Genomic DNA, 16,030 nt, shown 5'->3' on the forward strand with positions numbered 1-16,030 from the left:
GAGCCGTTACCTCACCAACTAGCTAATGCGACGCGGGTCCATCCATAAGTGACAGCCGAAGCCGCCTTTCAATTTCGAACCATGCAGTTCAAAATGTTATCCGGTATTAGCCCCGGTTTCCCGGAGTTATCCCAGTCTTATGGGCAGGTTACCCACGTGTTACTCACCCGTCCGCCGCTAACTTCATAAGAGCAAGCTCTTAATCCATTCGCTCGACTTGCATGTATTAGGCACGCCGCCAGCGTTCATCCTGAGCCAGGATCAAACTCTCCAATAAAGTTAGTTTGTCTAGCATCTAAAAATAAAAATTGACGTTTCACGTTGTTTGTTTCGTTTAGTTTTCAAAGTTCAATATCGCGTTTCAGCGACTTTTATAATATATCATAGTATATTATTTTCGTCAACAAGTTTTTCAAGATAATTTGTATCTCTCATTTGCTGACTCTGCCTATTATATAGACTTTGCTATCACTATGCAAGTATTATTATAAAAAAATAAGAGGGGGGAAAATCCACCCTCTTATTCTTCAGAAGAAACCTCTTCATTAAATTCTTCTTCTTCATCTTTCTGTGCTTTTGCTACTGTCGCTACCTCTTGCTCATCCTCTAAACGAATTAGACGAACACCTTGTGTATTACGTCCCATTTGAGAGATTTGATCAACCGGCATACGAATAATAACGCCTGCGGCTGTAATTAGCATGATGTCTTCTTCACCTGTTACAGACTTAACCGCTACTAACTTACCGTTTTTATCTGTAATGTTACAAGTTTTAAGACCTTTACCACCACGGCTTTGTAGTCGATACTCTTCAACTGGAGTACGCTTACCATACCCGTTTTTCGTTACAATTAAGACATTCGTATCTTCTTCAACAATTTCCATACCTACTACTTGGTCCTCTTCGCCTAATGTAATAGCTTTTACACCAGCTGCATTACGGCCCATAGAACGTACATCTTGTTCATTGAAGCGAATTAACATACCGTTGCTTGTCCCTACGATAATATCTTTATCGCCAGATGTTAAACGTACAGAAATCACTTCATCTTCTTCACGAAGCGAAATTGCAATTAAACCGTTCGTACGTATATTTGCAAATGATGAAAGTGGCGTTCTCTTAGAAATACCTTGTTTCGTTGTAAAGAATAAGAACTGGTCGTCACCAAATTCACGAATTGGAATAATGGCATTGATCCACTCACCCTTATCTACCCCTAATAGGTTAATAATTGGTAGCCCTTTTGCAGTACGACTATACTCTGGGATTTCATATCCTTTCGTACGGTATACTTTACCCTTGTTTGTAAAGAATAAAATATGATCATGAGTAGACGTTGTTAATAAGTGTTCAACAAAGTCATCATCATTCGTACCCATTCCTTGTACACCACGTCCCCCACGGTTCTGTGTTTTGTACGTAGAAGCTGGTAACCTCTTAATATAACCGTTATGAGTTAACGTAATTGCAATATTTTGCTCAGGAATTAAATCTTCATCTTCAATAAATTCCATACCGCCAATTGTAATTTCTGTTCGTCTCTTATCATTGAAACGCTCTTTTACTTCTGTTAATTCTTCGCGAATAATCTCAAGAACTTTCTCTTCATCTGCTAAAATCGCTTTTAATTCAGCAATTAAATTCATTAAATCTTGATATTCTTGCTCGATTTTTTCACGTTCTAATCCAGTTAAACGTTGCAGACGCATATCTAAAATCGCTTGCGCTTGTTTCTCACTTAAACCGAAACGTTCCATTAAGCCTTGCTTTGCAATATCAGCCGTTTTTGAACTACGAATTAACGTAATAACTTCATCAAGATGATCTAAAGCAATTCGTAATCCTTCTAAAATATGAGCACGTGCCTCTGCTTTTTCTAATTCATACGCAGTACGTCTACGGATTACTACCTTCTGGTGCTCCAAATAATGATATAAGTTTTGTTTTAAATTTAGTACTTGAGGCTCTCCATTTACAAGAGACAACATATTAATACCGAAACTTGTCTGAAGTGCTGTATGTTTATATAGATTGTTTAATAGTACGTTTGCATTGGCGTCACGACGTACTTCCATGACAATACGCATACCATTTCGGTCTGATTCATCACGTAAATCTGTAATACCTTCAATTTTCTTATCGCGAACTAATTCTGCGATTTTTTCAATTAATCGTGCCTTATTAACTTGATAAGGTAGTTCCGTTACGATAATAGATTGTTTACCATTTGATTTCTCTTCAATTTCAACTTTGGCACGAAGCATAATAGAACCGCGCCCTGTTTCATAAGCTCTACGGATGCCACTTCGACCTAAGATTAAACCTGATGTCGGGAAGTCTGGTCCAGGAATATATTCCATTAACTCCGCTATAGTAATATCCGGGTTATGACTTAATGCCAACACACCATCAATTACTTCGCCAAGTTGATGCGGCGGAATATTTGTTGCCATACCAACTGCAATACCTGTCGTACCGTTTACTAATAAATTAGGAAAACGCGCTGGTAATACAATCGGCTCTCTTTCCGAACCATCGTAGTTATCTTGATAATCAATTGTATTTTTTGAAATATCACGTATTAATTCCATAGAAATCTTAGACATTCTTGCCTCTGTATAACGCATTGCCGCTGCTGAATCTCCATCTACAGAACCGAAGTTACCATGCCCATCTACAAGCATATAACGTTGACTGAAATCTTGCGCCATACGTACCATTGTTTCATAAACGGCTGAATCACCATGAGGGTGATACTTCCCGATTACTTCACCGACAATACGTGCTGATTTCTTATACGCTTTATCAGCTGTAATTCCTAAATCATTCATCGCATATAAAACCCTACGATGCACAGGTTTTAATCCATCACGAACATCTGGTAATGCACGAGATACGATAACACTCATTGCGTAATCTAAAAATGAGGTACGCATTTCATGACTAATATTAATTTCTCGAATTCGTGCTTGTTGTTGATTGTCTGACATCAACGAGCACCTCCTCTTACGTTTCCGTTATACATACATTGATTTATATGTAGAAGACAGGAATACTTAGATTCCTGTCATTACTCATTTAAATATCAAGGTTTTTCACGTATTTTGCATTCTCTTGGATAAAGTTACGACGTGGTTCCACTTTATCACCCATTAAAATTTCAAATGTTTCATCTGCTTCTATTGCATCTTGAAGAGAAACTTGAAGTAACGAACGTACTTCTGGATCCATTGTCGTCTCCCATAGCTGAGTTGGATTCATCTCTCCAAGACCTTTATAACGTTGAATTCCTGGTTTCGGCTGGGCTGGTAACTCAGCTAATATTTTTTCAAGTTCTTTATCATTATAAGCATATTGAATTTTTTTACCTTGTTGCACCTTAAACAACGGTGGCTGTGCGATATATATATATCCACACTCAATTATTTGACGCATATAACGATAGAAGAACGTTAATAATAGGGTACGAATATGCGCACCATCAACATCGGCATCGGTCATAATAATAACTTTATGATAGCGTGCTTTTTCGATATCGAAGTCCCCACCAATATTTGTACCAATCGCCGTAATAATTGTACGAACTTCATCATTTGATAAAATCTTATCTAAGCGTGCCTTTTCAACATTAATAATTTTACCCTTCAGCGGTAAAATTGCTTGAAAATGACGATCGCGTCCTTGTTTTGCAGATCCACCCGCAGAGTCACCCTCTACGATATAAATTTCACTAATTGCTGGATCTTTAGAAGAACAATCTGCCAATTTCCCTGGTAAACTTGAAACTTCTAAAGCACTCTTTCGGCGAGTTAGCTCACGAGCTTTTTTAGCTGCTACACGCGCACGTGCTGCCATCGTTCCTTTATCTACAATCTTACGTGCAACATTGGGATTTTCCAGTAAGAATTTTTCAAAAGCCTCAGAGAATACTGACTCCGTAATCGTCCTCGCTTCACTATTTCCAAGTTTCGTCTTCGTTTGCCCTTCAAATTGTGGATTTGGATGTTTAATTGACACAATTGCTGTTAAACCTTCACGAACATCTTCACCAGTCAAATTACTATCCGCATCTTTTAAAATGTTATTTTTACGACCATAATCGTTAATCACACGTGTTAAGGCAGTTTTAAATCCTACCTCATGTGTACCACCTTCATACGTATGAATATTATTTGTAAATGAGTAAATATGATTTGTATATCCTTCGTTATATTGAAGCGCAACTTCAACTTGAATACCATCTTTTGAACCTTCTACATATACAGGCTCTTCATGAATTGGTTGTTTTGAACGATTTAAATGTTCAACATATGATTTAATTCCACCTTCATAGTGGAACTCTTTCTTTTGCTTATGTTCACGTTTATCTTCAATTGTTAATTTAATATTACGATTTAAAAACGCCAACTCACGCATACGAGTCGCTAGCGTATCGAATTCATATTCTGTCGTCTCTTTAAAAATTTCTGGATCCGGTTTAAAGCGAGTTATTGTTCCAGTCTTATCTGTATCACCGATGACTTTTAAATCTGCAACCGGAATACCTCTTTCGTATTTTTGGTAATGGATTTTACCATCACGATGTACAAATACTTCTAATTCTGTTGATAAGGCATTTACAACAGATGCACCAACACCGTGCAAACCACCAGAAACTTTGTAACCGCCACCGCCAAATTTACCACCAGCGTGGAGGACAGTCATAATAACCTCTACTGCAGGACGTCCCATTTTTTCTTGTATACCAACTGGAATACCACGTCCATTATCCGTTACAAGAATACTATTATCTTCTTCGATACTAACGTTAATTTCATCACAATATCCTGCTAACGCTTCATCGATACTATTATCGACAATCTCCCATACAAGGTGGTGAAGTCCCTTTCCACTCGTAGATCCAATATACATACCCGGACGTTTCCGAACTGCCTCTAGTCCTTCAAGTACCTGTATCTGACTTTCATCATATGCATTTTCTTGCATTTGTTTTTGTTCCATTGACACAAAGATCACCTACTTTTCCATTTAAACAGGGGTTTATGCCCTATCTATTTCACAATCTACCGTGCCGTTCGTTACATGAATTGTTTTCGCATCTTTTAATGTTTCGTGTTCAATTCCGTCGACACTCGTCGTTGTAACAAATGTTTGCACCTTTCCTTGAATTGTATTTAACAGATGTGATTGACGATAATCGTCTAATTCTGATAAAACATCATCCAGCAAAAGGATTGGATATTCTTTAACCTCTGAATAAATTAATTCAATTTCAGCTAATTTTAGGGATAGTGCGGTCGTTCGTTGTTGCCCTTGCGAACCAAAGACTTGAACATTTTTACTATTAACGAAGAATTGTAAATCATCACGATGAGGACCAATTAAAGTCGTACCACGGAAAATTTCACGTTGTTTCACAGATTGAAAACTTTCATAGTATACTTCTTTTATTTTCGACAAATCCATTGATTCTGATACATCTACACTTGGTTTATAGACAATTTCTAACTCTTCTAATCCACGGCTTATACCGCGATGAATTGGAGCTGCCCATTCCTGTAGCAAATGCAAAAATCCAAAACGTTTTTGCAGTATTTTCGCACCATGCTCAATTAGTTGAAGTGTAAATACATCCAACATCGTTTCCTCATTCTTACTATTCCCTTGCATTTTTTTCAACAAGTGATTTCGTTGCGTGAGCACCTTTTGATATTGACTTAATTCATACAAATATATAGGAGCTATTTGTCCTAATTCCATATCTAAAAAGCGTCTTCTTACTTGAGGGCTTCCTTTTACAAGATTTAAATCTTCTGGGGCAAACATGACAACGTTCATCACGCCAATATATTGACTTAACTTTTGTTGTTCAAGTTGATTTAATTTTGCCTTTTTACCTTTTTTCGAAATATTTAATTCCAAAGACAAAGAACTGTTTCTTTTTTGTAATTTCCCTTTTATTTGACCAAACTCTTCATCCCAGCGGATAAGTTCGCGATCATTAGAGGTTCTATGAGATTTCGCCATCGCTAAAACATAAATAGCTTCCATCAAGTTTGTTTTCCCTTGTGCATTTTCGCCGATAATTACATTTACCTTATCTTCAAAGGAAAGCTCTAATTTTTCATAATTGCGATAGTTTTTTAATTGTATTTCTGAAATAAACAAAGGGCTCCCCCTTTATGCCTGAACTTGGAAAGTTCCGCTTCCTGGAATTTCAATAACATCATTCGCATATAGTTTGCGACCTCTTCTATTTTCAAGTTCGTTGTTCACGTACACTTCATATTCTTGTAAAAACCATTTTACAGCGCCACCTGTATCAATTACATCAGCTAACTTTAAAAATTGTCCTAGTGTAATATACTCTGTTGAAATTTTAATATGTTTCATAAAATCGCTCACTTTCTGAAAGTGTTCATTCTTTCATTGTACTAAATAAACTAACATTAGGAAAGTAATACCCAAAAATCAAATAAGGGCCACTAGCATCTTTAAACTAGCAACCCTTATTCCTTACCTAGTAAGTACGAACCGGTAAAATTAATTGAATAATTGAATCATCATTTACTGTACGAATTAAGAACGGTCTCATCGCCCCAGTAAAGCTAACTTTAATCTCTGTACTATCTAGAGCTTTCAATGCATCCATCATATATTTTGCACTAAAAGATATTTTTAACTCTTCTCCATCTACTTTTTCACATTGTACTTCTTCGACAACTTTTCCAATTTCTGGTGAATTCGAGGAAATCTCTAGCATTTCTTGCTCTAAAGTTGATAATTTGACAACGTTATTGCGGCCATCTCTCGCTAATAGTGAAGCACGATCAATTGCTTGTAGGAATTCTTTTGTATTTACAAAAATATCCGTTTTACTCTCTGCTGGAATTAAACGTGTCGTATCTGGATAATTTCCTTCTAACAATCTTGAGAAGAATAATAAATGCTTTGTACGGAATAATACTTGATACTCAGTTATTACAATATCTACCATCTCTTCAGACTCATCCAGAATTTTACTTAATTCGTTTAAGCTCTTACCTGGAATAACAACATTAGCTTGAAATTCATCTGCAATATTATGTCCTTCGATTTTCGCTTTTCGAAGTGCCAGTCTATGACTATCTGTTGCAATACAAGTTAACTCGCTGTTATATACCTTCCAGTTTACACCTGTCAAGATTGGTCTTGTTTCAGAAGTAGAAACTGCAAATACAGTTTGTCTAATCATATGCTTAAGTAAATCTGTTGGTATCTTAAATACATGATGTTCTTCAATCTGTGGTAATAACGGATATTCTGCAGAATCTAAACCATTTAAGTTAAACTCTGATTTTCCAGATTTTATTTTTGTCATAAAATGATTTTCCACAGAAATTTCGACAGTATCCTTAGGTAGTTTTTTTACAATCTCACTAAAATATTTTGCTTGTAAAACAATGCTTCCTGATTGAGCTATTTCTACGATTTCTTTTCCATCTTCTTCGACTGGAATAAACGATTCAATAGAAATATCAGCATCGCTTCCTGTTAATGTAACCCCTTCTTCAGTAGCTACAACTTTAATTCCCGTAAGGATGGGGATTGTTGTACGAGAAGAAACTGCCTTCATTACATCTTGTACACCTCTTACAAGATAGTCTTTTTGTATTGTAAAACGCATAAAGAAAAACCTCCGGTAAGTATAAGATTTTATTTAATTAATAAAGATAAAAAATAGTAGTAATAGTAATAGGGCTTGTGGATATGTGGATAACCCCTTTGAAGGATGTAAAAACAGTCTATCTACATGTGGATAGACTGTGCGTAAAACAAGGTAAGTTATTCACACTATTCAGCCACTACTTTAAAATACCATTAATTTCTTCAACTTGCTTTTGTAATTGCGTATCGGTTTTTAGTAGTTTAGAAATTTTTTCATGGGCATGGATAACTGTTGTATGATCACGTCCACCAAATTCTTCACCTATTTTTGGTAAAGAGGAATCCGTAAGTTCGCGTGATAAATACATTGCAATTTGGCGAGGAAACGCAACTGATTTTGTACGTTTTTTCGCTTTAAAATCTTCTAATTTTACTTGATAAACGTCTCCGACAGCTTTTTGAATATCATAAATAGAGATAATTTTCGGCTTAGAATTTGGAATAATATCTTTAAGTGCTTCAGCTGCTAAATCAGCATTAATATCTTTATTAATTAAAGATGAATAAGCTACAACTCGGATAAGTGCACCTTCTAATTCGCGAATATTTGAATCAATTTGATTTGCGATATAAAGCATAACTTCATTTGGTATATCAAGCCCTTCAGCTTTTGCTTTTTTGCGTAAAATTGCAATTCGTGTCTCTAAATCTGGCGGCGTAATATCTGTAATAAGTCCCCATTCAAAGCGAGAACGAAGACGATCTTCTAAAGTTGGAATTTCTTTTGGTGGTCGATCACTAGAAATTACAATTTGTTTACTTTCTTCGTGTAATGCATTAAATGTATGGAAAAACTCTTCTTGAGTTTGTTCTTTTCCAGCAAGAAATTGAATATCATCTATCAATAAAACATCTACATTGCGATATTTATTACGAAAATCAACAGCTTTATTATCACGAATAGAGTTAATAAATTCATTCGTGAATTTTTCTGATGATAAATATACAACTTTTGCATTTGGATTATGTTCAATTACATAATGGCCAATCGCGTGCATTAAATGCGTCTTTCCAAGCCCAACTCCCCCGTAAATAAAGAGTGGATTATACGCTTTAGCTGGCGCCTCGGCTACAGCTAATGAAGCTGCATGGGCAAAACGGTTACCAGAGCCGATAACAAATGTATCAAATGTATATTTTGGATTTAACATGCTCTGTGGTAAATGAGCTGAATCATCTTGTGCTGGATTCCGCTTAACTGGAGGAAGATCAATGTCCTCTTCCGCTTGACTTTGGGGAATAATAAAGCGAATTGCTAATTTTGCCCCTGTTAAATCGTATAGTGTTTCTGAAATTAGTTCTGAGTAATGAGATTCTAGCCAGTCACGAGCAAATTCATTTGGAGCTGTAATCGTTAATACGTCTTTCTTCAAGTTATGAGCCGTTGTTGATTTTAACCATGTCTCATAACTAGGCTTGCTTACCTTTTTTTCTAATTCTTTTAAGGCACTATTCCATAAATCAGAGATATTTTCCAAAGGTGTCCCTCCTTTACTAAGATGGTAAAAGAATAAGGCTGCGCAACAAATGTACAACCTAATAAATATAAAATGTATATTTATACGAAACGTATTTTAAAACCTAAAAACGTCGTTTGTATATGAGATAGGGTTTTCGACAAAAAAACCAAATGTGGACAACTGTTTACCCACATGTGATTAAAACTGTCCACATGTTATACACAAATTGTGGATAAGATAAAGATGTGGAAAACTTATTCAAAGTGAAAACACAACTATAATATCAAAAAAAAGTGGCTATAGCAATGAATTTAAGAAAGTTATCCACAAAATCAATACCTTGTGGAATAAACTTGTCCACAACACGATATACTGTGTAAAAGTGGGAAAAAAGTTTGTGGATATAAAAAACGTGAAAAAACATTTATCCACAAGGAAATATAGATGCTGTGAAAAAGTATGTGAATAGGTTCAAAATGAATATTTGATGAAAATTTCTAGAACCATTGACATTTTCCTAGTTGATTAACTATAATTTATAGGACTGTCTTTAACAGATATTCCTCAGGGAGGTGTCATATAATGAAAAGAACTTACCAACCAAATAAACGTAAGCGCAGCAAAGTACATGGTTTCCGCAGCCGTATGAGCACAGCGAACGGACGTAAAGTGCTAGCAGCTCGTCGTCGTAAAGGAAGAAAAGTATTATCTGCGTAGACCACTGATCGTTCAGTGGTCTTTTTTTCTAATAATAGTGAATTTCCGCTGATGAAATACAGGAGTGTCAATTGATATGAAGAAAAAACATCGTATAAAGAAGAATGATGAATTCCAGGCGGTTTTTCAAAAAGGAAAATCAAATGCGAATCGTCAGTTTGTTGTATACCAATTAGATAAAGAAGAACAGCCAAACTTTCGCATCGGCCTTTCTGTTAGCAAGAAAATAGGAAATGCAGTAGTTCGTAATCGAATTAAGCGCATGGTCCGTCAAGCTATTACAGAGTTAAAAGATGAGATAGATTCTGGAAAAGATTTTGTTATAATAGCAAGGAAGCCTTGTGCAGAGATGACATATGAAGAAGTAAAGAAAAGCTTAATTCATGTCTTTAAACGCTCTGGTATGAAAAGAATAAAAAAGTAGCGTAAGGAAATGAATTACACTATATACATACCGATACAAGGAGGAGTAGGCTTTGAAAAAGAAATTAGGTTTACTAGCCATGGTCGTTGCATTAATGGCGATTGCCACCGGTTGTAGTGAAACGGGTCAGCCGATTACATCGAAAAGTACTGGGATTTGGAATGAATATTTCGTATATCCGCTTTCTCAGTTAATCACGTATTTTGCCGACTTATTTAACAGTAATTACGGTTTAGCAATTGTTATTACAACTCTTATCATTCGTTTTGCATTATTACCATTAATGATTAAACAAACAAAGAGTACAAAAGCAATGCAAGCGTTACAACCAGAAATGGTGAAGTTAAAAGAGAAATATAGTTCTAAAGATCAAGCAACACAGCAAAAACTACAACAAGAAATGATGCAGTTATATCAAAAGAATGGTGTAAATCCATTGGCAGGATGTTTACCGATATTTGTTCAGATGCCTATTTTATTCGCGTTTTATCATGCGATTATGAGAACAACAGCAATTAGTGAACATACATTTTTATGGTTTGATTTAGGACAGGCAGATCCGTTCTATATCTTACCGGTTGTTGCAGCAATTACGACATTTATTCAGCAAAAGCTTGCAATGGCAGGAACAGCTGGTCAAAATCCGCAAATGGCAATGATGCTTTGGCTTATGCCGATTATGATTTTAATCTTTGCAATTAACTTCCCAGCTGCATTATCACTTTACTGGGTTGTTGGTAATATCTTTGGTATTGCTCAAATGTACTTTATCAAAGGGCCAGAGATTAAGGCTAGCAAAGCTGGAGGCTCAAGCAAGTGAGTATAATTACTGCTAAAGGACAAACAGTCGAGCTGGCAGTAGAGGATGCTTTAAGGCAATTAAATACATCAAAAGATCGAGTAGATATAAATATTGTCGATGAGGGTAAAAGAGGATTCTTAGGTTTATTTGGGAATCGTCCTGCAGTAGTAGAAGTTGTATTGAAGAAAGATCCAATTCAGGAATGTGAAGAATATTTAAGAAATGTTATTCACAATATGGGTGTGGAAGTTGAAATTAGTAAAGTTGTAAAAGGACGCGAGATCGAATTTACAATTTCTGGTGATGATGTAGGAGTTTTAATTGGAAAAAGAGGTAATACACTAAACTCTTTACAGTATTTAACAAAACTTGTTGCGAATCGTAACACGAAGCAGTATATAGGTATTACACTAGATGCTGAAAATTATCGTAGTAAAAGAAAAAGTACGCTAGAATCACTTTCTTATCGATTAGCGAAACAAGTATCTAATACGAAAAAAAGAGTTATTTTAGAACCGATGCCATCTTTTGAACGAAAAATTATTCATCAGGCATTATCAAATCATCAAGGTATCAAAACAACTTCTGAAGGAAATGAACCACATCGGCATGTTGTAATATCTCCTAAATGACCGGTTGCTCAAATGAGTGCCGGTTTTTTTGAGCGAAAAATAGATGTGGATAACTAAAAAACACTAAACTTATCCACTGTGAATAAGTTTAGTGTTTTTTACATGGGGATATAATAAAATGAGTTATTCTTCTTTTGTAGATAGGTTCGTTATGGTATCCTAATAATTTAGTGAAAGAAATAATCATGTTGAAATAGAGATAAATAAGCAAGTGAGGTGAAAGGACATGGAATTTGATACAATTGCTGCGATTTCCACAGCGCTTGGAGAGGGTGCAATTGCCATTGTTCGAGTAAGTGGGGATGATGCGGTTGAGAAAGTTGACCGTATTTTTAAAGGGAAGGATTTAACAGAGGTTCCTTCTCACACTATTCATTATGGTCATATCGTTGATTTAGATACAAATCAAGTTATTGAAGAAGTTATGGTGTCTATTATGCGCGCACCAAGGACTTTTACACGTGAAAATATAGTGGAAATTAACTGTCATGGCGGACTTGTTTCAGTAAATAAAGTATTGCAACTTATTCTAGCGCAAGGAGTACGATTGGCAGAACCGGGCGAATTTACAAAACGTGCTTTTTTAAATGGACGTATCGATTTATCACAAGCAGAAGCTGTTATGGATTTGATTCGAGCAAAAACAGATCGTGCGATGAATGTAGCAATTAATCAAATGGAAGGGCGATTATCTAAATTAATTGGTCGCCTACGTCAAGAAATATTAGAAACATTAGCTCATGTTGAGGTAAATATAGATTATCCAGAATACGATGATGTAGAAGAGATGACACATAATATTTTAATTGAGAAAGCGACGCATGTTCGTTCGGAAATCGAAAAAATATTAGAAACATCAAAACAAGGGAAAATTTTACGTGAAGGTATTGCTACAGCAATTATCGGTAGACCTAATGTTGGGAAATCATCGTTATTAAATAGTCTTGTTCAGGAGAAAAAAGCAATTGTAACTGATATTGCAGGAACAACTCGTGATGTTATTGAAGAGTACGTTAATGTGCGTGGTGTACCTCTTAAACTTATAGATACAGCCGGTATTCGTGAGACAGAAGATGTTGTTGAACGAATTGGTGTGGAGCGATCAAAAGAAATGATGAGCCAAGCAGATTTAGTATTAGTTGTTGTCAACTATAGCGAGGCTTTAACAAATGAGGATGAAGATCTATTCCATGCGGTACAAGGAAAAGACTTTATTGTTATTGTGAATAAGACTGATTTACCGCAAGCGATTGATATGGAACGTGTTACAGAGTTAGCTGCGGGAAATCGTGTTATTACAACATCCTTAATTGAGGAACAAGGAATAGATGAACTCGAAAAGGCAATAGCTGATTTATTCTTTGAAGGAACAATCGATTCTGCAGATATGACATATGTTTCTAATGCGAGACATATTGGATTATTAACACAAGCGGGACAAACAATCGGTGATGCAATTGAGGCAATAGAAAATGGTGTACCAATTGATATGGTGCAAATTGATTTAACAAGAACGTGGGAAATACTTGGTGAAATTACTGGTGACACAGTCCATGAAAGCCTAATTGACCAGTTGTTCTCTCAATTTTGTTTAGGAAAATAATATAGTGATGTTTTAGAAAGATAGAGATTATTAGGAGGAATAAACAATGGGATACAATGCCGGTTCATACGATGTCATAGTAATCGGTGCAGGTCATGCAGGATGTGAAGCTGGTCTTGCGGCAGCACGAATGGGCTCAAAAACATTAATGTTAACAATTAACTTAGATATGGTAGCTTTCATGCCATGTAACCCTTCTGTTGGTGGACCAGCAAAAGGGATTGTTGTTCGTGAAATTGATGCATTAGGCGGAGAAATGGGACGTAATATTGATAAAACTCATATTCAAATGCGTATGCTAAATACAGGTAAGGGGCCAGCTGTACGTGCACTTCGAGCGCAAGCTGATAAATTCTCTTACCAACATGAATTGAAGAAAACAATTGAAGAAACACCAAACTTAACGTTATTCCAAGGAATGGTAGAGCGTTTAATCGTTGAAGATGGTATGTGTAAAGGGGTAGTTACACAAGCTGGTGCAGAATATACAGCAAAAACCGTTGTAATTACGACTGGAACATTTTTACGTGGCGAGATTATCATGGGCGACTTAAAATATTCAAGCGGTCCAAATAATCAGCAACCGTCTATTACATTATCTGAGCATTTAGAGGAACTTGGGTTTGATCTTGTTAGATTTAAAACAGGGACACCTCCGCGTGTAAACAGTAATACAATTGACTACAGTAAAACAGAAATTCAACCGGGTGATGATAAGCCACGTTCGTTCTCTTTTGAAACAACGAAATTTATTATGGATCAAATTCCATGTTGGTTGACATATACAAGTACAGAAACACACCGTTTAATAGATGAAAATTTACATCGTTCAGCTATGTATTCTGGTATGATTAAAGGAACAGGCCCTAGATACTGTCCTTCTATTGAAGACAAAGTAGTAAGATTTAATGATAAACCACGTCATCAAATTTTCTTAGAGCCAGAAGGGCGTAATACACAAGAAGTATATGTGCAAGGTTTATCCACAAGCCTACCAGAAGATGTACAACGTGACATGCTTAGAACAATTCCAGGCCTAGAAAATGTTGAAATGATGCGCACAGGTTATGCAATTGAATATGATGCAATTGTGCCAACACAACTATGGCCAACACTTGAAACGAAAAAGATTAAAAATTTATATACAGCAGGACAAATTAATGGAACTTCTGGTTACGAAGAGGCGGCAGGACAAGGGCTTATGGCTGGGATTAATGCAGCATGCCGTTCTTTAGGTAAAAAAGAAGTTGTTTTAGGTCGTGAGGATGCTTATATTGGTGTCTTAATTGATGATCTTGTTACGAAAGGTACAAATGAACCATATCGTTTATTAACATCTCGTGCAGAATACCGTCTATTATTACGCCATGATAATGCTGATCTTCGTTTAACTGAAGTTGGTCGTGAAATTGGATTAATTAAAGAAGAGCGCTATGAGCGATTTACAAATAAAAAACTACAAATTGAACAGGAAAAGGAACGTTTAAGCAGCATTATTATTAAACCACGTCCTGAGGTTCAAGAATTAATTCGCAATATTGGCGGAAGTGAATTGAAAGATGGAATACGTGCGAGTGACTTATTACGTCGTCCAGAGATGACATATGAGCATATTCATCTTTTAGTACCAAGTGAAGTAGAATTAAGTGATGAAGTTACAGAACAAGTTGAAATTCAGATTAAGTACGAAGGATACATTGAAAAATCTTTACAGCAAGTAGAGCGTATGAAGAAAATGGAGAGTAAAAAAATACCTGTAGATATTGATTATGATGCGATTTCTAGCCTTGCCTCAGAAGCTAGACAGAAATTGAAAGATGTTCGTCCACTTTCAATGGGGCAGGCTTCACGTATTTCTGGCGTAAATCCAGCGGATATTTCCATTTTACTTGTTTATATAGAACAAGGAAAAATTGCGCGCGTATCGAACCAATAAATAGTAAGGAGATATTGCTAGATGAACATAGAACAATTTCAATCTATGCTAGAAGAGAAGGGGATCACCCTCTCTTCTAGACAGTTAGAGCAGTTCAAAATCTACTTTGAAACATTAGTAGAGTGGAATGAGAAAATGAACTTAACGGCTATTACAGAAAAAGAAGAAGTATACTTAAAACACTTTTTTGATTCTATTACAGCTGCTTTTTATTATGATTTTTCAAAACCGTTCTCAATTTGTGATGTTGGTGCAGGGGCTGGATTCCCAAGTATTCCTTTAAAAATCTGTTTCCCGCACTTAAAAGTAACAATTGTAGATTCATTGCAAAAACGTATTAATTTCTTAAATCACTTAGCACAAAAGTTAGAATTAAGTGATGTTGCATTTTGTCATGATCGTGCTGAAACATTTGGGAAAAAAGAAGGTGTACGTGAATCATACGATATTGTAATGGCACGTGCAGTTGCACGTCTTTCTGTATTAAGTGAGCTATGTTTACCACTTGTAAAAGTTGGAGGAACATTCATTGCAATGAAAGGTGCAGCAGCAAATGAAGAAATCGAAAATGGTAAGTATGCTTTAGAGGTGCTAGGCGGAGAGTTAAAAGAGATGTCTACGTTCCAATTACCGTTTGAAGAGAGTGAACGTAATATTTTATTAATCGAGAAAAAGCGCAAGACACCAAAGAAATATCCACGCAAACCGGGAACGCCCAATAAATTACCTATTGAAAAATAAATCTTA

At 35.9% G+C, this 16,030-nt stretch carries 13 protein-coding genes and 1 rRNA gene; 7 read left to right on the forward strand and 7 right to left on the reverse strand.

The features are described from left to right. From MR167_RS03800 to dnaA, 7 genes are all read right to left on the reverse strand, one after another. Positions 1-277: ribosomal RNA gene (locus MR167_RS03800) — 16S ribosomal RNA — on the reverse strand; the annotation flags it as partial. 243 nt (positions 278-520) lie between these two features. After that, the gene (gene gyrA / locus MR167_RS03805; protein WP_242313979.1) at positions 521-2,992 is read right to left on the reverse strand and encodes a DNA gyrase subunit A; all 2,472 of its coding nucleotides are present in this window, start codon (positions 2,990-2,992) and stop codon (positions 521-523) included. 88 nt (positions 2,993-3,080) lie between these two features. Then, positions 3,081-5,003: a DNA topoisomerase (ATP-hydrolyzing) subunit B gene (gene gyrB, locus MR167_RS03810; RefSeq protein ID WP_000435979.1), complete on the reverse strand. Its 1,923-nt coding sequence runs from the start codon at positions 5,001-5,003 to the stop codon at positions 3,081-3,083. 39 nt (positions 5,004-5,042) lie between these two features. Continuing rightward, positions 5,043-6,170 carry a DNA replication/repair protein RecF gene (gene recF / locus MR167_RS03815; protein WP_242313981.1) on the reverse strand — a complete coding sequence of 376 codons (1,128 nt, stop codon included), beginning with the start codon at positions 6,168-6,170 and terminating at the stop codon, positions 5,043-5,045. A 12-nt stretch (positions 6,171-6,182) separates the two neighbouring features. Then, positions 6,183-6,395 (reverse strand): S4 domain-containing protein YaaA, encoded by a 213-nt coding sequence (gene yaaA, locus MR167_RS03820; RefSeq protein WP_000680510.1) that lies wholly within the window; start codon positions 6,393-6,395, stop codon positions 6,183-6,185. Positions 6,396-6,522: 127 nt separating this feature from the next. Next, a complete protein-coding gene (gene dnaN / locus MR167_RS03825) occupies positions 6,523-7,668 on the reverse strand; it encodes a DNA polymerase III subunit beta (protein WP_001212884.1) in 1,146 nt (381 codons plus the stop codon). 178 nt (positions 7,669-7,846) lie between these two features. Further along, positions 7,847-9,187 carry a chromosomal replication initiator protein DnaA gene (gene dnaA / locus MR167_RS03830; RefSeq protein WP_000428018.1) on the reverse strand — a complete coding sequence of 447 codons (1,341 nt, stop codon included), beginning with the start codon at positions 9,185-9,187 and terminating at the stop codon, positions 7,847-7,849. A gap of 564 nt (positions 9,188-9,751) precedes the next feature. Between dnaA and rpmH the strand changes: the two genes are divergently transcribed. From rpmH to rsmG, 7 genes are all read left to right on the forward strand, one after another. Beyond that, complete coding sequence (gene rpmH, locus MR167_RS03835) at positions 9,752-9,886, forward strand: 50S ribosomal protein L34 (protein ID WP_000831901.1); 135 nt, start codon at positions 9,752-9,754, stop codon at positions 9,884-9,886. A 76-nt stretch (positions 9,887-9,962) separates the two neighbouring features. Continuing rightward, entirely contained in the window at positions 9,963-10,310 is a 348-nt protein-coding gene (gene rnpA / locus MR167_RS03840; protein ID WP_000726621.1) for a ribonuclease P protein component, read from the forward strand. 52 nt (positions 10,311-10,362) lie between these two features. Next, positions 10,363-11,130: a YidC family membrane integrase SpoIIIJ gene (gene spoIIIJ, locus MR167_RS03845; protein ID WP_000727741.1), complete on the forward strand. Its 768-nt coding sequence runs from the start codon at positions 10,363-10,365 to the stop codon at positions 11,128-11,130. Next, positions 11,127-11,744, forward strand: a complete 618-nt coding sequence (gene jag, locus MR167_RS03850; protein ID WP_000022797.1) for an RNA-binding cell elongation regulator Jag/EloR — start codon at positions 11,127-11,129, stop codon at positions 11,742-11,744. Before spoIIIJ ends, jag begins: the two co-directional genes overlap by 4 nt. A 226-nt stretch (positions 11,745-11,970) precedes the next feature. Next, positions 11,971-13,347 (forward strand): tRNA uridine-5-carboxymethylaminomethyl(34) synthesis GTPase MnmE, encoded by a 1,377-nt coding sequence (gene mnmE / locus MR167_RS03855; protein ID WP_000393760.1) that lies wholly within the window; start codon positions 11,971-11,973, stop codon positions 13,345-13,347. A 46-nt stretch (positions 13,348-13,393) separates the two neighbouring features. Then, positions 13,394-15,283, forward strand: coding sequence for a tRNA uridine-5-carboxymethylaminomethyl(34) synthesis enzyme MnmG (gene mnmG, locus MR167_RS03860; protein ID WP_000541045.1), 1,890 nt, complete (start codon positions 13,394-13,396; stop codon positions 15,281-15,283). A gap of 21 nt (positions 15,284-15,304) precedes the next feature. Continuing rightward, positions 15,305-16,024 carry a 16S rRNA (guanine(527)-N(7))-methyltransferase RsmG gene (rsmG, locus tag MR167_RS03865; RefSeq protein WP_001019628.1) on the forward strand — a complete coding sequence of 240 codons (720 nt, stop codon included), beginning with the start codon at positions 15,305-15,307 and terminating at the stop codon, positions 16,022-16,024. Positions 16,025-16,030 lie beyond the last annotated feature (6 nt).

The sequence above is a fragment of the Bacillus cereus group sp. BfR-BA-01355 genome, from assembly GCF_022663675.1.
In the GTDB taxonomy this organism is placed as follows: Bacteria; Bacillota; Bacilli; order Bacillales; family Bacillaceae_G; genus Bacillus_A; species Bacillus_A thuringiensis_S.